This is a genomic window from Hymenobacter sedentarius, from assembly GCF_001507645.1.
GTDB lineage: Bacteria > Bacteroidota > Bacteroidia > Cytophagales > Hymenobacteraceae > Hymenobacter > Hymenobacter sedentarius.
Window position 1 is genome coordinate 4,685,776 of sequence record NZ_CP013909.1, and the last position, 18,848, is coordinate 4,704,623.

An 18,848-nucleotide genomic window follows, 5' to 3' on the forward strand; every position below is an offset into this window, starting at 1 on the left:
AATCACTTTTCCAAAAAAAAAAAGGGCTGCCCGTTGGGCAGCCCTTTTTTGTGCAGTCTGGGCACCAGAAGTAAAAACGTGCAGGGCGCGCCAAAACGAGTAACCCGGACGAACGTAGCGGACTGGCACGCGCACGAGCGCTGTAGGGCGGGCATGTTTGCTGCCCCCATAATGGGCCCAGCTGGTTAGCAGTTGCGCGCCCAGATGGTATGCTCCCCCGCTCCTTTCAACAGCAAACGCAAATTAATACGCCTCACTGGCCTTATCCGGCCAGTTCGCTCACCAGCTCCACGTACTGCTGGCGGGCGGCGTCTTTGCTGGTGCCGCGCAGGCTGGCCCAGGCATCGTACTTGGCCATGGCTTTGAAGTCGAAGCCGCCGGGGCGGTCGCCGGATACGTCGCCTTCGGTGGCTTGCTTGTAGAGGCCGTAGAGCTGCAGCAGCACCATGTTGGAGGGTTTGGCGGGCAATTGCTGGGCGCGCTGGCTGGCGGCTTCAAATTCTTCTTGCGTGGTCATGGGATGGGTAAAAAAGCGTGTTTTAAGTGCTGAGCGCCGTTGTACCTTGGCAGCTCATTAAGACAAACCTATGACGCGCAAATCTATTCACGCAGGCGCTACGGCCGCCTTGCTCTTGCTGGCACCGGCCGCTTTCGCTCAAAAAACTTACCTGCACTGTGGCCACCTGCTGGATGTGCGCAGCGGCAAGCTGCTAAGCCAGCAAACGATTGTGGTAGAAAAAGACCGCATCGTGGCCGTGCAGGGCGGCTACACGGCCGGCACGGGTGCGCAGGACAAGGTCATCAACCTGGAAAACCGCACCGTACTGCCCGGCCTCATCGACTGCCACGTGCACGTGCTCTCGCACCCCGGCAAGGGCAGCAACATGAACCAGTTTACGATGAACCCGGCCGACTACGCCTACCGGGCCATGGGCGACGCCCAGCTGACGCTGCGCGCCGGCTTCACCACCGTGCGCGACATGGGCGGCGACGACGGCGTAAACATCTCCCTGCGCAACGCCATCAACAAGGGCCAAGTGGTGGGGCCGCGCATCTTCACCGCGGGCGCGGCTATATCGGCCACCGGCGGGCACATGGACGACGCCGACGGCCTGAGCCGCGACCTGATGGATAAAATTGGGCAGCCCGCCAACATCGCCAACGGCCCCGACCAGTGTCGCCAGGCTGTGCGCGAACAGTTTAAGCGCGGGGCCGACGTTATCAAAATAGCCAGCACCGGCGGCGTGCTCGACCTGAGCAAGGACGGCAGCGGCCCGCAGTACTCGGAAGAGGAAATCCGGGCCGTGGTGGAAACCGCGCGCGACCTCGGCATGAAGGTGGCCTGCCACGCCCACGGGCCCGAAGGCATCAAGCGGGCCGTGCGGGCGGGCGTGAGCAGCATCGAGCACGGCACCCTGATGGACGACGAAGGCCGCAAACTGATGAAGCAGAAAGGCACCTGGTACGTGCCCACCATCATTGCCGGCAAGTCGGTGGCCGACTCGGCCCGCGTGGCCGGCTACTTTCCGGCCGCCATTCAGCCCAAGGCCCTGAGCATTGGGCCCATGCTCCAGGCCAGCTTCGGGCGCGCCTACAAAGCCGGGGTGAAAATTGCGTTCGGCACCGACGCCGGCGTGTACCGCCACGGCGTGAACGCCCTGGAATTTGGCTACATGACCGGCGCAGGAATGCCGGCCATCGAGGCCATTCGGGCGGCCACAGTTAGCGCTGCCGAGCTCTTGGGCGAAACCACGAACATGGGCACCCTGGAAGTGGGCAAGTTTGCCGATATCGTGGCCCTCAACGGCGACCCGCTGCAAGACATCTCGGCCATGATGCGGCCCACCTTTGTGATGAAAGCCGGCGTGACGTACCGACAGGAATAACGCTGTGCTGAATGAGGAATGAGGAATGAGGAATGAGGAATGAGGAATGAGGAAGTTCGGGCCCTTTAGGTCAATTCCACTTTTTTATTTCTCATTCTTCATTCCTCATTTTAATTAAGCGCAGCATCTAAAAGTAAGCTCAACCGCAACCTGATGGGTGGGCGGTGGCGTATGCAGCGGCTTAGCCCTTCTATTCCATTTATGAAAAAGCCGGATATAAACGCCCTCGTATTACAATTTTTACAGCACAAACTCACGCTGGCCCTGGCGGAGAGCTGCACCTGTGGGCTCGTAGCGGCCCAAATGGCCCCGGCTACGGGCGTGAGCGAGGTGCTGCTGGGCTCGGTGGTTACGTACCACATCGAGGCCAAGCAGAAGCTGCTGGGCGTGAAGAAAGAAACGCTGGTCACGTATTCGGCCGAAAGCCAGCAAACGACCAACGAAATGGCGCTGGGACTGCACCGCGCTCTGCCTAATGCCGATGTGTGCGTGGCCGTGACCGGCCTGTGCGGCCCCGGCGCTTCGGAAACGCCCGATAAGCCGGTGGGCACCATGTTCTTCACCATTCTGGTGGAAGGCCATGCCTACGAATACCGCGAGCAGTTTGAGGGCAACGCCGATAAGCTGCGCGAGCAGGCCGCCAACTTTATCTACGACAAACTCGCCGACCTGCTGGCCCGGCGGCAGGCCATGGCCGGCGCCTCCCAGCCCAGCAAAAAACACCTCGCCGACCAGGCCGCCGTTCGCTCAAATTAGTGCACGGCCGCCTCGCGGTAGAGGGTCGTGACCCGGTACAGGCCCGTTTTTCGGTCGAAGTCGGCAAGGCTTTGGCCGAAACGCAACTGGCCCAGGGCGGCCACAAAGGCGGGGCTGCTGGCCTCGTACATCTCGCGCAGGTAGCGCACCGTGAGCGGAAAAATCAGGCCCTTGAGGCCGCGGCTGAAAAAGTAGCGGGGCGCGCCCGGCGGCGCCCCTTTGGCCAGCCCAATATTGCTAGAGTACAGGCAGAGCGTATCGGCATATAGCAGCTGGTATTCTTCGCCTCGGAAAAACCGGAAGGTGCGCCCCTTGCCCGACGCGTAGCCCCACACGCTGTCGGGTATCAGGCGCACCTTCTGGGTCCGGGCGCCCTGCGGCACTTCCACCACGAGCTGGCTGCGTTTGTCGGGGTAAAAGGCGTTGGTGCCGGCCGGCTGGGGCTGGCGCCGGTGGTAGGCCTCGGCCGTGCGGTAGGCTCCTGGCGGAATGGGGTGCAGTTGGGCTAACGCTGGCCGGGCCAGCAGCAACAGAAGCGAGAAAAAGAAGCGGGCAGCTTTCATGGCGAATCCTTAGCCGGCGGCTACTGTTTGGGCGAACTTACCCGGCTTGCGGGCCGGCTACAGGCCCGGCAAAGTGCGCGCCCGGTGAATATGACGGCAATTACCGAACTTTGGGCAGGGCCAGTCCCCCTGGCCCGGTAATCTTTTATTTTCAATGAAAAAAACCCTTTTGCCGCTGCTGCTGGCGGCCCTCATGCTTGCCCATGGCACCGCCGGCGCCTGGGGGTTCTTCGGCCACCGCACCATTACGCAGGTGGCGGTGTACGAGCTGCCCGCGGCCATGCAGGCCTTCTACTACCGGCACATGGCCGAGCTGGTGCGCCAAAGCACCGCGCCCGATGAGCGCCGCAACGACGACCCCACCGAAGCGCCCAAGCACTTCATCGACATGGACCACTACTCCGAGGAAAACCCCTTCGGCAAAGTGCCCAAGCAGTACGACAAAGCAGTGGAGAAATTCTCGGCCGATACGCTCAAGAAGTACGGCACCGTGCCGTGGGTGGTGCTGGAAACCAAGGACAACCTCACCGAAGCCTTCCGGCAGCGTGACACGCTGGCCATCATCAAATATTCGGCCGAGTTGAGCCACTACGTGGGCGATGCCTTTGTGCCGCTGCACACCACCATCAACTACGACGGCCAGCTCACCGACCAAAAGGGCCTGCACAGCCTCTGGGAAAGCCAGCTGCCCGAGCGGTTCATCGCCGACTACAAGCTGGACGGCGAGCCCGCCAAGTACGTCAAGAACCCGCTCGATGCCATCTGGGGCGTGCTGCAGCAGAGCTACGGCTTCCTGGGCGAAACCTTCGACCGGGCCACCAAGATTGAGAAAACCATGAAGCCCGACGTTCGCTTCACGTTCTCGCACCGCTACGGCAAAACCACGCGGCGCTACTCCGATGCCTTTGCCGATGCTTACGAGAAGGAAGTGGGCGGCATGGTGGATTTTCGCCTCAAAGGCGCCCCCACCATGGTGTCGTCGCTCTGGCTCACCGCGTGGGAAGACGGTGGCAAGCCCAACCTCAACGAGCTGATGCACCCGCCCAAGCTCACCAAGGAAGAAAAGGAAAAGCTCGCCACCGAGCTCACCGCCTGGAAGAAGAACACCCTCGCCCAGGACCAGTTGCTGTTGGCCCAGCAGAAGGCCAAGAAAGTGGAAGTAGTCGACGAAATCAAGCCGGCCAAGGACATGGGCCAGGCCCCGACCGCCGTGCGCGAAACGGTGCCAGTCGAGCCGGTTCCGGCCCCGGCAGTAGACTCGCCCACCCCGAAAATTGATAAGCTCAAGGTGAAGAGCAAAACCGCGACCGGCACCGAAAAAATTAAGCAGAAGGGCGACGAGTTGAAGTAGCCACTGCCCGTGATTATTGGGCTAAGAACCGCTTTAAACCACGGATTAGCCTATAAAATTGGGCATGGCCGCAGGCCAAAAGGTGTCGTATGCAGAAGCCGGCTTCGCGAGTAGCGGGGCCGGCTTTTCTATTTTTTCACCTTATCCCCGTCCGCTTATGATACTGCGCCTTGATGAACTAGCCCTCGACCTGCCCGCGCCCAAAAACCCCTCCGCCAACGATGCCGCCGCCGTGCAAGAGCTGCTGGGCGGCAAGTACGGGGAGATGAGCACCCTGATGAACTACACGTTCCAATCGTTCAACTTCCGGGGGCGCGACCGGCTCCGGCCGTTCTACTCCCTCACGGCGGCCATCGCGGCCGAAGAATACTCCCACATCGAGGCGGTGAGCTACGCCATCAACCTGCTGCTGACCGGCGTGAGCCGGCGCAACCCCGACCCCGCCGCCGCGCCGCTGGCCGGCGCGGCCGATGCCCGCAACACCTACCACTTCATCGCCAGCGGCCAGTCGTCGCTGCCCATCGACTCCATGGGCCGCCCCTGGACCGGCGACAACGTGTTCAGCTCCGGCAACCTGCGGCTCGACCTGCTGCACAACTTCTTCCTGGAGTGCGGCGCCCGCGCCAACAAGATGCGAGTGTATGAAATGGTGACCGACCCCTGCGCCCGCACCATGGTGGGCTACCTGCTGGTGCGCGGCGGCCTGCACGTGTACGCCTACGCCATGGCGCTGGAAAAACTCACCGGCGTGGATGTGAAAAAGCTCATGCCCATCCCCACCCTTTCCAATGCGAAATTCCCCGAGGCGCGCGCCTTCATGAAGCACGGCCTGCACCGGGAGCTCTACACCTTCTCCCCCAACGCCTACATGGAAGCCGGCCTTATCTGGAACGGCACGCACCCGGAAGACGGCTCCGAGCTGGTGGTGATACCCGGCGCCAAAAAGGGCGTGCCCTACCCCGTGCTGGAAGAAGAACCCCAGCTCAACGCACCCGGCGAAGACGACGGGTTTGACCCCGAAATGTTTGGCGACATGGCCAAGAAGCTGGGCCTGGAGAAAGAGCTGCGCAACTACCACTAGCCCCCGCACTGCTTGGCTTAAAAGCCCGCGCTCCGGCGCGGGCTTTTTTGTGGCCGTATAAGAGCACCAAGCGGCGCCGGCCCGCGCTTATTTTGTCCCGGTCTTCGGCCCTTCCTCACTCCTGCTGATATGTCTCTTTACCTTCCCTGCCGCTTTGCCCTGGTGTGGCTGGCGCTGCTGGCGGCCTGCAACCAAGCGCCGCCCGCCACCGAGCCCACCAAAAAGGCGCCCGTGGTGCCCGGCCCCGACCTGGCCACGCTCACCGACAGCACCGCGCCGGCCGCCCTGCTGGCCTACGGCCGCCAGTACCCCGGCTCCGAAGTGCTGATACGCACGCGCCTGGGCAACATCCGGGTGAAGCTGTACGACGACACGCCCATTCACAAGGCCAACTTCCTGCTGCTGGCCCGCAAGGGCGTATTCGACGAAACCATGTTCAACCGCGTGGTGAAGGACTTTGCCGTGCAGGGCGGCCAGACCTACGGCGCCCGCACCATCCGGCTGAAGCGCTACCGCCTGCCCCCCGAAATTCGACCCGAGCACTTTCATAAGAAAGGCGCCCTAGGCATGGCCCGCTACGACGATGAAAAGAACCCCGGCCGCCTGTCGTCAAACACCGATTTCTACTTTGTGGTGGGCGAAAAGCTCGCACCCAACCAATCGCAGGCCATGGCCGGCCGCACGCTCACACCGGCCCAGGTAAAAGCCTACGCCACCGTGGGCGGCGTACCCTCGCTCGACGGCCAGTACACGGTATTTGGCGAAGTAATCGAAGGCCAGGACGTGGTAGATAAAATCGCCAACGAACCCGTGGAATCGGATAAGTGGCCCGTTACCGACATTCCCATTAAAGTAGAAGTAGTGAAGTAACCCTTTGCTTATCCGTTAAAAAAAGGCCTGTTCCGTAGCGGAGCAGGCCTTTTTAGTGATTCGCGCACGGCTTGCTCAGCGGCGGCCGAAGCGGTAACGCAGGCCCAGGGCCGAGGAGGTGGTCAATTGCTGAAAGCTCCGGATGTCGGTGTTCACGGTGCCGGTGTACAGCAGCTCGAAGCGCGGGCTGAGCTGGTAGCGCACGCTGGCGCCGGCGGTGAGCAGGTAGCGGTTGTTGCTCGAGCTTCGGTTGAATTCCACGGAGCCGGTGGGCTGGTCGTAATCGGGGTAAAACCCGGTGCCCCGGAACGTGTGGCGCTCCAGCGTCATGCCGCCCAACACGTCGAACTGAAACCGGTGGGCCGGGTTGCGCGTGAGGGTGTAGCGGCCCAGGGCCGACACCGACAAATTCGTGTTGCGGTAATCGTTGGCATAGGCCCGGGAGCTGCCGTTGTCTAGAATGGTTCCCTCGCTGTTGCCCGAGGCCGCGCGGTACGCCACTCCTACCTGCACCGCCAGCCGGGGACGCAATTGGTAGCCCAACGTGGCTTGCAAGGGCAAGCCAAACCCGGTGCCCGAGTGGTTGCCCAGTGGCAGAAAATAACTGCTGTAGGCGGCTAAATCCCCATACAGCCGATAAGCCGGCTTGGGGTCGGGGTCCGCACTTTGGGCACGGCCCCCGAGGGACACGCTTAGCAAGAGCCCGCAGAGGGCAAATCGGGAGGCTGGCATTGGCTAGCGGGTAAAGGAGGAAGAATAGGCAACTGCTAATATAAGAATCTCTGGCGAAGCAAATCGTTGCATCAGCAGAGAAACAAACCAGAACTTTCCTTATAGTTCTATTCAGCCCAACGCCATACCCCACCAAAGCAACCCGTTGGGTAAGCTACCAGGCTTGAGGACCCATAAATACTTCCAGCAGCGGAGCTAAGCTGCTAGCGTGGTTAGGAGCTGCTTTCATGCGATGCACAAAGCGGTTGTAATCGGCCAGGTCCATGGCCCGAAACCGCATCGACCAGTCGGCAAAGGCGCGTTCCGGCACGGGTCCGTCGGCTAGTTTGGTCACGCCCCGGTGCCGAATATCGGTTTCGATGGTGCCAAACAGGGCGTGCACCGTTTCGGCAGCTCCTTCCAGCACTTGCATAATGTGGCCCTCGCTGTAGAGCAGCACCCCGGTCGCGCCCAGGCGGGCATTATTTGCGCGCCAATGAACCAGCAGCCGGCTCAATTCTGCTTCGGTAAGCGGAAGGCTGGTCGTGCTGGTATAGACGATGTAATGCATGCCGGGCAAGAGACGTATTCCCGTCAAAGCTAAATATTACGGCCGAAAAGCACAACCACAACGGCATTTGGCGTCGTAGGCCAATAAAAAGGCCCGCTTCCAACGGAAGCGGGCCTTCTTCTATCAGGAGGGAGAACAATTTCTCACTCTTGATTCAATTGGCACCACACAAATAGCTTACCAGATTTTGGCGCGGTCGGTGGTGGGGCGCACCATCTTGTCGCCCTCTTTGCAACCGAAAGCTTTGTGGAACTCCGGGAAGTTCTGCAGCGGCCCAATGGTGCGGAACTGACCGGGCGAGTGCGGGTCGGTTTGCACCAGCTGGCGGGTGGTTTCGGGGCGCTGGTTGATGCGCCAGATTTGCGCCCAGCTCAGGAAGAAGCGCTGCTCGGGCGTGAAACCATCGATGGTTTTACCGGATTTGGCCTGGGGAGTTTTCATGAAAGCCGCGTAGGCAATGGTCAAACCGCCGAGGTCGGCCAGGTTCTCGCCCATCGTGAGCTTGCCGTTGACGTGCACCGAGTCCAGGGGTGTGAAGGCGTCGTACTGCTTGCCCACCACATCGGCTTTGGCCATGAACTTCTCGCCGTCTTCCTTGGTCCACCAGTCGCGCAGGTTGCCCTGCGAGTCCACCTTGCGGCCCTGGTCGTCGAAGCCGTGGGTCATTTCGTGGCCAATCACGGCGCCGATGCCGCCGTAGTTCACCGCGTCGTCCGCCTTGGGATCGTAGAACGGGGGCTGCAAAATGCCGGCCGGGAACACAATCTCGTTCAAGCTAGCATTGTAGTAGGCGTTCACCGTGGGCGGGGTCATGCCCCACACGCTGCGGTCGACGGGCTGGCCGTATTTGCTCAGGTTGTCGTTGGTGTTAAACTCTGCCACTGCAAACAAGTTATTCAGGGCGCTTTCGCGGCTGATGGTCAGCTTGGAGTAGTCCTTCCACTTGTCGGGGTAACCGATTTTCACCACAAAAGCATTGAGCTTTTTCAGGGCCTCGGCTTTGGTGGCCGCGCTCATCCACTCCGTGGCCATAATGCGCTCGGCATATGTCACACGCATGTTCTCCACCATTTGCTTGGCACGGGCTTTGGCAGCGGGGCTAAAGTCCTGGTCCACGTACAGCTGGCCAAAAGCTTCGCCCAGGGCGCCGTCGGTGGCGGCAAAGGCACGCTTCCAGCGAGCCTGTGGCTGCTTGGCACCGGTCAGCACTTGCGTGAAGCGGAAGTCCTCGTCCACAAAGGCCTTTGGCAAGGCCGCCGTCACGCCTTCCACCAGGTGCCAGCGCAGGTACTGCTTCTGGTCGGCCACGGGCTCCTCCTTAATCATAGCATTGGCCTCCTTCAGGTAGTCGGGCTGGCCCACAATGATTTCCTTGGCTCCGCTCAAGCCGCTTTCTTTTAAGCGCTGCGGAATGTCGAGGTTGGGGAATTCGGTGGCCACCTGGGCCACGGTCATTTTGTTGTAGTTCTTGTCGCGGTCGCGGAGCGCCACCCGGTCGCGGCTGGCTTTGGCCATGCGCGTCTCCATACGCGTCACGGCATCTGCGTTTTTCTCGGCCGTGGCCTGGTCATCGCCCAGCAGCTTGAATGTGTTGATTTGGTAGGTACGGTAGGCCGCGCGAATGGCTTTCGAACGGGCGTCGTCCTTCAGGTAATAGTCGCGGTCGGCCAGCGTCAGGCCGCCCTGCCGCATCTGCACGGCATACACGCTGCTGTTCTTGGGGTCCTGCCCTACGCTGAGGCCATACCAGCCTTTGCCGTAGTTTTTGGGGTCGGCCAAGTATCGCTGAATGCCAGCCACGTCTTGGATGGCGTTAATCTTATCCAGACGGGGCTGCAGGTACTTCAGGCCCGCGCGCTCCACGGCCACGCTGTCCATGGCAGCGGCGTAGAAGTCGCCCACTTTCTGCGCATTCGAGCCGGGCTTGGCGGTGCGGTCGGCGGCTACTTTCTCCAGAATGCCCCGGGCCACGTCGCGGTTGCGGTTGCGAAGCTGGTTGAACCCACCCCAGCCGGTTTCAGACGCGGGAATGGGGTTGTTCTTCATCCAGTTGCCGTTGGCAAACCGGTAGAAGTCGTCGCAGGGCGCTACCGTACGGTCCAGGTTGGCTAGCGTGATACCGACACCCGATTGGCCAGAGGTAGCAACCGACACTTTTTCCTTGCCCGCGCTGGACTTGGTTTTAATCTTGGTTTGGGCCTGGGCCGTGCCGGCTACCAAGCCCAGCACTGCCGCCGAAAGGGCCGCGCGCCGCACAAAAGAAAATTGCTGCATAATGGGATTAAAAAGAAAAGGAGCAAAACGTTACGAACTGCAAGATACAACCGCAACATGCTGTTAAGAATTTTCAGCAAAGCAAAGGAAAGAATGAAAGAATAGCAATTGAGCTGAAATCTTCCCCTCTCCCGTTATTAATTGATGTCTGAGCCTACCAGATTTTGGCACGGTCGGCCTGCGCCCGCATCATCTTGTTGCCGTCCTGGCAGTTGAACGCTTTGTAGAACTCGGGCATGTTCTGCAACGGGCCGATGGTGCGGTACTGGTCGGGCGCGTGCGGGTCAACTTGTATGCGTTGGCGCAGGGCTTCGGGGCGGGTGTTGCTGTGCCACACCTGGGCCCAGTTCAGAAAGAAGCGCTGCTCGGGCGTGTAGCCGTCAATGGCCTTGCCGGCCTTGGCCTGGGGCGTCTTCATGAAAGCGGCGTAGGCAATGGTGAGGCCACCGAGGTCGGCCAGGTTCTCGCCCATGGTCAGCTGGCCGTTTACGTGCACCGAGTCCAGGGGCGAGAAGGCATCGAACTGCTTGCCCACCACCGCGGCGCGGGTGGTAAACTTCTCGGCATCTTCCTTGGTCCACCAGTCGCGCAGGTTGCCTTTGGCGTCGTACTGCCGGCCCTGGTCATCAAAGCCGTGGGTCATTTCGTGGCCAATCACGGCGCCGATGCCGCCGTAGTTCACCGCGTCGTCGGCCTTGGGGTCGTAGAAGGGCGGCTGCAGGATGCCGGCCGGGAACACAATCTCGTTCATTGGCGGGTTGTAGTAGGCGTTCACCGTGGGCGGGGTCATGCCCCACTCGCCGCGGTTTATCGGCTTGCCGAAGTGCCCTACTTCGTAGTCACTGGCCCACTCGCGGGCGGCCAGCAGGTTGTTGAGGTACGATTCGCGGCTGATGGTCAGCTTGGAGTAGTCTTTCCACTTATCGGGGTAGCCGATTTTTACGGCGAAGGCGTTGAGCTTCTTCAATGCCTCGGCTTTGGTGGCGGCGCTCATCCAGTCCGTGGCTTTGATGCGCTCGGCGTAGGCCGTGCGCAGGTTCTCAATCATCTGCTTGGCGCGGGCCTTGGCAGCGGGCGAGAAGGCTTTGTCGACGTACAGTTGGCCGAAGGCTTCGCCCAGGGCGCCGTCCGTCGAGGCCTGCATGCGCTTCCAGCGGGGCTGCTGCTGCTTGGCGCCGCTTTGCACTTGCGAGAAGCGGAAGGCGTCATCGCCGAAGGCTTTGGGCAGGGCGCCAGTTACGCTGCTCACCAAATGCCAGCGCAGGTACTGCTTCTGGTCGGCAATGGGGGCCTCCTTGAGCATGGCACTGGCTTCCTTCAGGAATTCAGGCTGGCCCACAATGATTTCCTTGGCCGCCCCCAGGCCGTTTTGCTTTAGCGTAAGCGGCAGGTTCAGGTTGGGGAAGGCGGCGTTGGCCTGGGCCACCGTCATTTTATTATAGTTGGCAATGGGGTCGCGCAAGTCCACGCGGCTCTTGCTGGCCTTGGCCAGGCGCGTTTCGATGCGCAGCACCGCAGCGGCGTTCGCCTTGGCCGTGGCCTCGTCGTCGCCGAGCAGCTTGAAGGTGTTGACGAGGTAGGTATCGTAGGCCGTGCGGATGGTTTTCGAGCGGCCGTCGTCCTTCAGGTAGTAGTCGCGGTCGGGCAGCGTGAGACCACCCTGGTTCATCTGCACGGCGTACTGCGTGCTGATTTTCTCGTCCTGGCCCACGCCAAACCCGTACCACACGCTGCCCGCGTGCGCCTTGGGGTCGGCCAGGAAACGCTGCATTTCGCCCAGGTCCTTGATGGCCGCGATGCGGCTGAGGTGGGGCTGCAGGAACTTGAGGCCAGCGGCTTCGATGGCGGCCGAGTCCATGGCTGAGGCGTAGAAGTCGCCTACTTTTTGCGCGTTGGTGCCTTTGGTGGCTTTGGAGGCGTTGCGGGCCGCGTCTTCCAGGATGGTGCGCAGGGTGGCCTGGTTGGAATTAAAAAGCTCGTGGAATGAGCCCCACTGGCTTTCGGAAGCCGGGATGGGATTGTTCTTGAGCCAGTTGCCCGAAGCAAAGTGGAAGAAGTCCTCGCAGGGCTTCACCGTCGGGTCGATGTTGGCAATGTTGATGCCCACGCCTTTGGAAGCAGGCGCAGACTTGGTGGTTTGGGCCACCGCTGCCGTGGTAGCCATGCTACCCAGGCCTAATACGGCCAAGCTAAGCCGTCGTGCAATAGAAGTTAAAACCATGTAAGAAGTGTTGGGTTGGGAAATGATGCCGTGATGTTACAGACACGTCACTTTCCTCATAGTTGCAGCTCAACATTAAATATTAGCGGGCGGCTGAGACAAACATTAAACCCAGATTGTCAACTACTTAAATGAAATAACAACGACCACTCCCCTCCTTACCAAGGAGGGGATGTTCGAACCGCAGGTTCGGACGGGGGTGGTTGCCCTCGTTGCACGATACCCGAACGATTCGAGCGCGAGATGTTCAGGCCCAACCGTTCGCCAGTCGTTCAACGGCTCAACCACCCCAGCTCAACTTGGCAGTTGAGCGTCCCCTCCTTGGTAAGGAGGGGAGTGCGGGTACTCCATGGCCTTGCTACTGTTCGCTTGGGTGCGCATATCCCCCGTAACTTGCGCCAATGCCGCTTTACAACCGCCGCCCCGAGCTCCCGCCCATTCTGCCGCCGGCTCCGCTGGGCCTGGCCGACTTGCTCGGGCGGGTGCGCCAGGCGCTGCAGCAGCAGCTCGCCGATTCGTACTGGGTAGTGGCCGAAGTAGCCGAGCTCACCGTGCCCCGGTTTGCGGGCGCGCACTGCTACCTCACCCTCACGGAGCAAACCACCGACGGCCGCGGCGTGCCCGTGAAGGCCCAGGCCCGCGCCACGCTCTGGAGCCAGCGCTACCAGCAGCTGGCCCCGGCTTTTGAGCGGCACACCGGCCAGCCCCTGCGCCCTGGCCTGAAGCTGCTGCTGCGGGTGCAGGTGCGCTTTCACGAGCAATACGGCCTGAGCCTCGACGTGGTGGCCATCGACCCCAGCTACACCGTGGGCGAGCTGGCCTTGCTGCGGCTGCGCACCCTGCGGCTGCTGGAAGAAAAAGGCCTGCTGGAGCGCCAGAAGCTGCTCACGCTGCCGCTGGCCCCGCAGCGCCTGGCGGTTATCTCGTCGCCCACAGCGGCGGGCTTCCAGGATTTTGTGCAGCAGCTGGACGAAGCGCCTTTTGACTTTGCCGTCACCCTGTTTCCTGCCATGATGCAGGGCGACGAGGCCCCGGCCAGCATTCGGGCGGCGCTGGACGGTGTGCGCGCCCGCCGCAGCCAGTTCGATGCCGTGGTGCTTATCCGCGGCGGAGGCAGCCGCACCGATTTGCTGGCCTTTGATGAATATGGCCTGGCCGCCGCCGTGGGCGCGTTTCCGCTGCCGGTGCTCACCGGCATAGGGCACGAGCGCGACGAAGCCCTGGTGGACCTCACCGCCCACCGCTCCCTCAAAACCCCCACCGCCGTGGCGGCTTTCCTGGTCGAGCGCCTGGCCCGCCTCGAAGCGGCCCTGCTGGGCTACGGCGAGCAGGTGGTTGCGCTGGCCCGGCGGCAGCTCAGCCAGCGCCACGCCCGCCTCGACCAGCTCAGCGGCCGCAGCCGCTACGCCGCCCACCGGCAGGTAGATGCTGCCCGCGAGGCTCTGCACCAGCGCGCTCGCCAGGCCGCCCAGGGCCCGCGCGAGCAGCTGCGGCAGCTGGGCCAGCACCTGGTCCGCTTCCGGCACCAGCTCCCGCGGGCCGCGCGCCGCGCCCTGGCCCGCGAGCAGCGCGGCCTGCGCCAGCGCGGCCGGGCGCTGCTTGGGCGCTTTATCCGCCACCACCGGCGGCGGCGCGAAGACGTATTGCGGCGGCGCTTCCGGCTGCAGCTGGCCCTGGAGCGCCACTTGCACCGCGCCGAGCTGCGCCTGTGTCAGTTAACGGGTATTAAGGAACAGCGAATAGTGCGCCAGGCGCCCGCCAAACCAACAACTGACAATCGTTAAACACTCACTGCTCACTGATTACCATTAACTGAAACATGACCTACCGCGAAGCCATTGAGGAACTGGAAACCATCCTCCGCGCCCTTGAAACCGATGCCGTGGACGTGGACGACCTCACCGCCCGCGTCGAACGTTCCGCGGAGCTGATTCGGCTCTGCCGCCACAAGCTGCGCCACGCCGAAGCATCGCTCGACCGCGTATTCGATACCCTCGACGATGAAGATGAAGCCGACGAGCTGCTTGACGAGGAAGAGGAAGACGAGGAGGAAGCCGACGACGAAGAACCAGAGGAAGAGGACGAGCACGACGACCTGGCGGGCGGCCCGGGCCGGGGCTGGTAAGTATTTCTAAGCGGAAATATTATTTTTTAAAAACGGCAGTACCTTCGTCTTGCGCATCCAATACAAACTCTTTTTTCTTACATTTTTTTCAGTGGCTTTTGCAGTGGACCCATTAGCATGAACAGTTAAAAAGCATTCGTTTCGCCGCAGAAAGTCCCGGGGAGGTTCGTAAGCATGGGCCAGCTCCTCTACTCGGCCGTGACCATCAGCTCCTTTAGCTACGACATTAGCACCAACGACAATAGGCAATCGGGTCTGGCGGTACCTGTTTATGGATGAAGACAGCTCGACGGTTAACTTTTTCCTAACCTTGGCTTTTTTACGCACTAAACCATTGGAAGCAACGGCTTCGCAGCCAGAAACTATGCGCGCTGACCTCTTTTTAAGTATTTAGCGCGTTGTTCAAGCATCGGCTCTAAATAGCTGATCTGTATTAAGATGCAGCGAATAAGACAGACTCCATTTCCAAATCAATTCGCAACCTGAACCGTCCTACGTGCGCTACACGCCTTCTCCTGGCCCTTTGCCGCTGCGCTAATAGGTTGTTTTAATCTTCTTTTGTGCTACCCACGCGTTGGGAGCCTTTACGTGACGGACTTTTTACCCTTGCTGCTTCTCACTCCTACATTGCTCTTGCTGGTGCTTGGGCTGGTGTGGTTTGTGGTGCGCTACCAGCGAGCGCAGATGCGGCAGCACCAGGAGCTGGCCCAGATGCAGGAAGCCGCCCAGCAACAGGCGCTGGCCGCGGCGCTGGTCGCGCAGGAAGACGAACGCCAACGCATTGCGGGGGAACTGCACGACGGCGTGGGGACCATCCTGGCCCTGGCCAAGCTGCACCTGTTTGCCCCGGGCAGCCCGCCCGCGCCCGAAGCCAGCGCGCTGATAGACCAGGCCGTGGCCGAGGTGCGGCGCATCTCGCGCAACCTGCAGCCGGCCACGCTTCAGCAGCTGGGCCTGGCCCAGGCGCTCCGGGCTTTGGTGCAGGCCGTGCCCACCGAGAGCGGCCCCGAAGTGCGCCTGGAGCAGGAAGGCCCCCTAGGCCGGCTCATCCCGCCCCACGAGCTGATGGTGTACCGCATAGCCCAGGAGCTGCTCACCAACGGGCTGGTGCACGCCGATGCCTTGCACATTTTGCTGCGCGTGGCCGCCGTGCCCGGCCTGCTCACCCTCACGTACTCCGACGACGGCCAGGGTTTTGATTTGGCCGCCCTCGAGGAACTGCCCCCGCCCGGCCCCCACGGCCAGCCCGTGGGCATGGGCCTTATCAACCTGCGCAGCCGCGTGGCCGTGCTCGGCGGCCAGCTCCACTATCATTCTGAGCCCGGCGTGGGTACCCGCGTCGAGGCTGTTTTACCGGTTACGCTCTTGCCCGCTGGCACACCCAGCCCCACTTTTACGTTAAACTCATGACCTTCAACAACGCTCCCGCGGCCGGTGCGGTCCCCGTGCGGCTGGCCATCGTCGACGACCATATCCTGTTTCGCAAGGGCCTGCGGGCGTTGCTGAGCGGCTACGCGGGCATCGAAGTGGTGTGCGAAGCCGGCAATGGCCAGGAGCTGCTCGAGCTTCTGGACCAGGGGAGCAGCCCCAACGTGGTGCTGATGGACATGCAAATGCCCATCCTCGACGGCCTGCAAACCACCCGGCTGCTGCGCACCCAGTTTCCGGCGGTGCGGGTGGTCATCATTTCCATGCACGACGACCCCTCCCTGGTGAGCACCGTGCTGGCCGAGGGCGCCCACAGCTACTTGGTAAAAAACACCTCGCCAGAAGAAATGCGCAGCGCGGTACTCGCCGCCGCAGCCGCTGGTAAAAGAGACTAGCGAGTGACTGAGTGGCGGAAATTCGCAGCTGTCCTTCGCTACTCCCCTCCTACTACTCTTCTCTTAAATAACAAGCCCCGCTCTCTGGCTAGCAGAGAGCGGGGCTTGTTATTAGCACCCAATTAGTGGCTAATCGTCAACCTTACAGCGTGGCCGAAAGGCCCACGGTGAAGGTGCGGTCGCGGTTGAAGAAGGCCTGCAGCAGGTCGAGGCTGCTGGTGTTGGAGGCGGCGCGGTTCGACACGTCGGTGAAGTAAAACTCGTTGAGCACGTTGAGCACGGAGGCTTTCACGCCAAAGCGGACTTTTTCGTTAATCAGGGGCTTGATATCGTAGCCCATGTGAATGTCGAGGTTGCGGGAGGTGGGCAGGCGGTAGGCGGCGGTGCTGGTGGCCTGGTCGCGGATGGTTTCCGGCTTGAAGGCGGCGTAATACTTCGTGAAAATCAGGTAAGAAGGCCGGATGTAGGCGCCGCGGAAAGGCTCGTAGCGCAGCCCCATCTGGAACTGGTTCTGGGCGGCGGCGCCCACGTACACGCCGTCGAGGTACACGGGCACGTCGACTTCGCTGGTGGCGGGCGAGCCGTCTTCGAAGGTCTGGTTCAGCAAGCTCTTGCCGTTCCAGCGCCAGTCGCCGAGTGAGATGGCGGCGTTGAGCTGGAGCCGGCGGCTGATTCCCTGGGCCACGCTCAGCTCCACGCCGGTACCTGCGAGAGCGTGCCACTGACCACGGCCGACAGCAGCGGCGTCTTGTACTCGAGCTGTGGCACCTATATCAGAGGAGGATGAGTCCAATTCCGGTCCTTTGGCAGGAGTTGAGCTATGGGACAAGACGGTGCCTACGCCAGCTCAACTATGCCAGCTCCACGGCCGGGTCCCAGAACAGCTTGGCGAAGTCCAGCACCCGGTCTTCTTCCACGCGCACGCCTTCAGCTTCCAGGGCTTCCTGCATGGCGGTAGGGCTGGTGTAGTGGAGCCGCCCGGTGAGGTGGCCCAGGCGGTTGACCACGCGGTGGGCTGGCACGTATTGCTCGGCGGTGTGGGCGGCCAGCATGGCGTAGCCCACGGTGCGCGCGCCGTGGCGGGCCCCCAGGTAGTGGGCTATGGTGCCGTAGGTGCTCACACGGCCCGGCGGAATAAGGCGCACTACTTCGTGTACATCCTGAAAAAAATTGCGCGGCTCGGAACCGTTGGAGGCAGTTGGCTTCATCGGGGCGAAGGTACTCTCGGTCTAGGTTGCCCTGTTGTACGTCTATTTTAAAAGTGACTGCGCAACCTTTTAAGCGAAATTTGCTCTTTATCAGTTCGACTTTCGCACCCCTTGGGCTGGCCTACGGTCCAGGCAGGGCAAAAAGCCATGAACATCCACTTCTGCTCGCGCGTTCTTGCAACCTATGCCCCTCGAAAACACCACCGTTGCACCTGCTCCTACCTGGGATATCACCACTACACCTGGGCCCACTGCCGCACCTCCCTCCGACCCCACGCCCGAAACCCCTCCCTCTAAGGGCCGGGGCTGGTTAGGCTGGCTGATTGCGGCCCTAGTAATTGGCGCGTTGGTTTTTATTAAGATGAAGTACTTCCCCAACAACGCGGCCGGCGATAAGAAAGGTGGCGCGGCCGGGGGCCCCGGGGTCGGAGGCAAAGGCGGCCCAGGCGGGGCCGGCGGCAAAGGCGGGCAGCGCCTGGCCGTGCAGGTATACGTGGTGCAAGCCACCAGCCTGGCCGACGAAGTAGCCGCCACGGGCTCGGTTTTGGCCGATGAGTCGGTCATTATCAAAAGCGAGCTGTCGGGCAAAATCACCAGCCTCAACATCAAGGAAGGCCAGGCCGTGAGCAAGGGCCAGCTGCTGTTCAGCATCAACGCCGACGAAGCGCAGGCCGCTATTCGCAAGCAGGAGTACAACATCAAGCTCTTCCGCGACCAGGAGCGCCGCCAGCGCACGCTGCTGGACAAGGAGTACATCAGTGCCCAGGAGTACGAGCAGTCAAACAACCAGCTGCTCACGGCCCAGGCCGACCTGCAGGCCCTGCGCGCCACCCTGGCCAAGGCCTACGTGCGGGCGCCCTTCTCCGGCATTCTGGGCCTGACCACGGCCACCGTGGGCACCTACGTGAGCCCCGGCACCGAAATCACCACCCTGTCGCGCGTGCGGCCGGTGAAGATTGACTTTGCCGTGCCCGGCCGCTTTGCTGCCAATGTGCGCGTGGGCGACGTGGTGACCGTAGTAGACGAAACGACTAATAAGAATTATGACGCCAAGGTCTACGCCATCGACCCACAGATTGACCCTGTGAGCCGCACCCAGCCCGTGCGCGCCCGCTACGCCAATACCAACAACGAGCTACGCCCCGGCGCCTTTGTGCGGGTGAACCTTAAGCTCGGCGAAACGAACACGGCGCTGCAAATCCCCACCGAATCGGTGGTACCGGAAGCCAGCGGCTACAGCGTGTACACCGTGAAAGGGGGCAAAATGGTGCCCAAGAACGTTAAAATCGGTATTCGCTCCGACAAGGTGATTCAAATCACCGATGGCCTGGCCGTGGGCGATTCCGTGATTCGCACCGGTATTCTGCAGGTGAAGCCCGGCGACCGGGTGAAGGCTACAAAATAAAAA

The 18,848-nt window shown here is 61.7% G+C and carries 19 protein-coding genes; 10 read left to right on the forward strand and 9 right to left on the reverse strand.

Going from position 1 to position 18,848, the window contains the following annotated elements; genetic code table 11:
- Positions 1 to 262: 262 nt before the first annotated feature.
- Positions 263 to 517 (reverse strand): acyl-CoA-binding protein, encoded by a 255-nt coding sequence (locus tag AUC43_RS19120; protein WP_068197538.1) that lies wholly within the window; start codon positions 515 to 517, stop codon positions 263 to 265.
- 70 nt (positions 518 to 587) lie between these two features.
- Here AUC43_RS19120 and AUC43_RS19125 point away from each other — a divergent pair, with 70 nt between their 5' ends.
- The gene (locus AUC43_RS19125) at positions 588 to 1,886 is read left to right on the forward strand and encodes a metal-dependent hydrolase family protein (RefSeq protein WP_068197541.1); all 1,299 of its coding nucleotides are present in this window, start codon (positions 588 to 590) and stop codon (positions 1,884 to 1,886) included.
- A 201-nt stretch (positions 1,887 to 2,087) separates the two neighbouring features.
- Positions 2,088 to 2,642: a CinA family protein gene (locus AUC43_RS19130; RefSeq protein ID WP_068197544.1), complete on the forward strand. Its 555-nt coding sequence runs from the start codon at positions 2,088 to 2,090 to the stop codon at positions 2,640 to 2,642.
- Here the strand turns inward: AUC43_RS19130 and AUC43_RS19135 are convergent.
- Positions 2,639 to 3,205 carry a hypothetical protein gene (locus tag AUC43_RS19135; protein WP_068197546.1) on the reverse strand — a complete coding sequence of 189 codons (567 nt, stop codon included), beginning with the start codon at positions 3,203 to 3,205 and terminating at the stop codon, positions 2,639 to 2,641. The two genes, AUC43_RS19130 and AUC43_RS19135, sit on opposite strands and share 4 nt — an antisense overlap.
- A 154-nt stretch (positions 3,206 to 3,359) precedes the next feature.
- Between AUC43_RS19135 and AUC43_RS19140 the strand changes: the two genes are divergently transcribed.
- The 3 genes from AUC43_RS19140 (at position 3,360) to AUC43_RS19150 (ending at position 6,507) form a co-directional block, all read left to right on the forward strand.
- Complete coding sequence (locus tag AUC43_RS19140) at positions 3,360 to 4,556, forward strand: zinc dependent phospholipase C family protein (RefSeq protein WP_068197549.1); 1,197 nt, start codon at positions 3,360 to 3,362, stop codon at positions 4,554 to 4,556.
- Between the two features lie 157 nt (positions 4,557 to 4,713).
- A complete protein-coding gene (locus AUC43_RS19145; RefSeq protein WP_068197552.1) occupies positions 4,714 to 5,637 on the forward strand; it encodes a manganese catalase family protein in 924 nt (307 codons plus the stop codon).
- Between the two features lie 129 nt (positions 5,638 to 5,766).
- Positions 5,767 to 6,507, forward strand: coding sequence for a peptidylprolyl isomerase (locus AUC43_RS19150; RefSeq protein WP_068197556.1), 741 nt, complete (start codon positions 5,767 to 5,769; stop codon positions 6,505 to 6,507).
- A gap of 75 nt (positions 6,508 to 6,582) precedes the next feature.
- Here AUC43_RS19150 and AUC43_RS19155 read toward each other — a convergent pair whose 3' ends face one another.
- From AUC43_RS19155 to AUC43_RS19170, 4 genes are all read right to left on the reverse strand, one after another.
- On the reverse strand, positions 6,583 to 7,239 hold the full coding sequence (locus tag AUC43_RS19155; RefSeq protein ID WP_082685221.1) for an outer membrane beta-barrel protein: 657 nt from the start codon (positions 7,237 to 7,239) through the stop codon (positions 6,583 to 6,585).
- Between the two features lie 154 nt (positions 7,240 to 7,393).
- Entirely contained in the window at positions 7,394 to 7,789 is a 396-nt protein-coding gene (locus tag AUC43_RS19160; protein WP_071886144.1) for a BLUF domain-containing protein, read from the reverse strand.
- Positions 7,790 to 7,966: 177 nt separating this feature from the next.
- On the reverse strand, positions 7,967 to 10,063 hold the full coding sequence (locus AUC43_RS19165; RefSeq protein ID WP_068197565.1) for a M13 family metallopeptidase: 2,097 nt from the start codon (positions 10,061 to 10,063) through the stop codon (positions 7,967 to 7,969).
- Positions 10,064 to 10,217: 154 nt separating this feature from the next.
- Positions 10,218 to 12,227, reverse strand: a complete 2,010-nt coding sequence (locus AUC43_RS19170; RefSeq protein WP_233254059.1) for a M13 family metallopeptidase — start codon at positions 12,225 to 12,227, stop codon at positions 10,218 to 10,220.
- Positions 12,228 to 12,685: 458 nt separating this feature from the next.
- Between AUC43_RS19170 and xseA the strand changes: the two genes are divergently transcribed.
- Both xseA and xseB read left to right on the forward strand, forming a co-directional pair.
- Positions 12,686 to 14,068, forward strand: coding sequence for an exodeoxyribonuclease VII large subunit (gene xseA / locus AUC43_RS19175; protein WP_068197571.1), 1,383 nt, complete (start codon positions 12,686 to 12,688; stop codon positions 14,066 to 14,068).
- A gap of 35 nt (positions 14,069 to 14,103) precedes the next feature.
- The gene (gene xseB / locus AUC43_RS19180) at positions 14,104 to 14,409 is read left to right on the forward strand and encodes an exodeoxyribonuclease VII small subunit (protein WP_082685222.1); all 306 of its coding nucleotides are present in this window, start codon (positions 14,104 to 14,106) and stop codon (positions 14,407 to 14,409) included.
- Between the two features lie 6 nt (positions 14,410 to 14,415).
- Here xseB and AUC43_RS21150 read toward each other — a convergent pair whose 3' ends face one another.
- The gene (locus tag AUC43_RS21150) at positions 14,416 to 14,736 is read right to left on the reverse strand and encodes a hypothetical protein (RefSeq protein WP_157781183.1); all 321 of its coding nucleotides are present in this window, start codon (positions 14,734 to 14,736) and stop codon (positions 14,416 to 14,418) included.
- A 279-nt stretch (positions 14,737 to 15,015) separates the two neighbouring features.
- Between AUC43_RS21150 and AUC43_RS19185 the strand changes: the two genes are divergently transcribed.
- Entirely contained in the window at positions 15,016 to 15,819 is an 804-nt protein-coding gene (locus tag AUC43_RS19185) for a sensor histidine kinase (RefSeq protein ID WP_157781184.1), read from the forward strand.
- On the forward strand, positions 15,816 to 16,232 hold the full coding sequence (locus AUC43_RS19190) for a response regulator (RefSeq protein WP_068197576.1): 417 nt from the start codon (positions 15,816 to 15,818) through the stop codon (positions 16,230 to 16,232). Before AUC43_RS19185 ends, AUC43_RS19190 begins: the two co-directional genes overlap by 4 nt.
- 142 nt (positions 16,233 to 16,374) lie before the next feature.
- Here the strand turns inward: AUC43_RS19190 and AUC43_RS19195 are convergent, their stop codons facing one another.
- Positions 16,375 to 17,025, reverse strand: coding sequence for a TonB-dependent receptor (locus tag AUC43_RS19195; protein WP_157781185.1), 651 nt, complete (start codon positions 17,023 to 17,025; stop codon positions 16,375 to 16,377).
- 58 nt (positions 17,026 to 17,083) lie between these two features.
- A complete protein-coding gene (locus AUC43_RS19200; RefSeq protein ID WP_068197583.1) occupies positions 17,084 to 17,440 on the reverse strand; it encodes an MGMT family protein in 357 nt (118 codons plus the stop codon).
- 184 nt (positions 17,441 to 17,624) lie between these two features.
- Here AUC43_RS19200 and AUC43_RS19205 point away from each other — a divergent pair, with 184 nt between their 5' ends.
- Entirely contained in the window at positions 17,625 to 18,845 is a 1,221-nt protein-coding gene (locus AUC43_RS19205; RefSeq protein WP_082685223.1) for an efflux RND transporter periplasmic adaptor subunit, read from the forward strand.
- Positions 18,846 to 18,848: the final 3 nt, after the last annotated feature.

Bases quoted from the DNA above. Each gene is read 5' to 3' on its own strand.
- AUC43_RS19120 (WP_068197538.1), bottom strand. From the start codon at position 517: ATGACCACGCAAGAAGAATTTGAAGCCGCCAGCCAGCGCGCCCAGCAA.
- AUC43_RS19125 (WP_068197541.1), top strand. From the start codon at position 588: ATGACGCGCAAATCTATTCACGCAGGCGCTACGGCCGCCTTGCTCTTG.
- AUC43_RS19130 (WP_068197544.1), top strand. From the start codon at position 2,088: ATGAAAAAGCCGGATATAAACGCCCTCGTATTACAATTTTTACAGCAC.
- AUC43_RS19135 (WP_068197546.1), bottom strand. From the start codon at position 3,205: ATGAAAGCTGCCCGCTTCTTTTTCTCGCTTCTGTTGCTGCTGGCCCGG.
- AUC43_RS19140 (WP_068197549.1), top strand. From the start codon at position 3,360: ATGAAAAAAACCCTTTTGCCGCTGCTGCTGGCGGCCCTCATGCTTGCC.
- AUC43_RS19145 (WP_068197552.1), top strand. From the start codon at position 4,714: ATGATACTGCGCCTTGATGAACTAGCCCTCGACCTGCCCGCGCCCAAA.
- AUC43_RS19150 (WP_068197556.1), top strand. From the start codon at position 5,767: ATGTCTCTTTACCTTCCCTGCCGCTTTGCCCTGGTGTGGCTGGCGCTG.
- AUC43_RS19155 (WP_082685221.1), bottom strand. From the start codon at position 7,239: ATGCCAGCCTCCCGATTTGCCCTCTGCGGGCTCTTGCTAAGCGTGTCC.
- AUC43_RS19160 (WP_071886144.1), bottom strand. From the start codon at position 7,789: ATGCATTACATCGTCTATACCAGCACGACCAGCCTTCCGCTTACCGAA.
- AUC43_RS19165 (WP_068197565.1), bottom strand. From the start codon at position 10,063: ATGCAGCAATTTTCTTTTGTGCGGCGCGCGGCCCTTTCGGCGGCAGTG.
- AUC43_RS19170 (WP_233254059.1), bottom strand. From the start codon at position 12,227: ATGGCTACCACGGCAGCGGTGGCCCAAACCACCAAGTCTGCGCCTGCT.
- xseA (WP_068197571.1), top strand. From the start codon at position 12,686: ATGCCGCTTTACAACCGCCGCCCCGAGCTCCCGCCCATTCTGCCGCCG.
- xseB (WP_082685222.1), top strand. From the start codon at position 14,104: ATGACCTACCGCGAAGCCATTGAGGAACTGGAAACCATCCTCCGCGCC.
- AUC43_RS19190 (WP_068197576.1), top strand. From the start codon at position 15,816: ATGACCTTCAACAACGCTCCCGCGGCCGGTGCGGTCCCCGTGCGGCTG.
- AUC43_RS19200 (WP_068197583.1), bottom strand. From the start codon at position 17,440: ATGAAGCCAACTGCCTCCAACGGTTCCGAGCCGCGCAATTTTTTTCAG.
- AUC43_RS19205 (WP_082685223.1), top strand. From the start codon at position 17,625: ATGCCCCTCGAAAACACCACCGTTGCACCTGCTCCTACCTGGGATATC.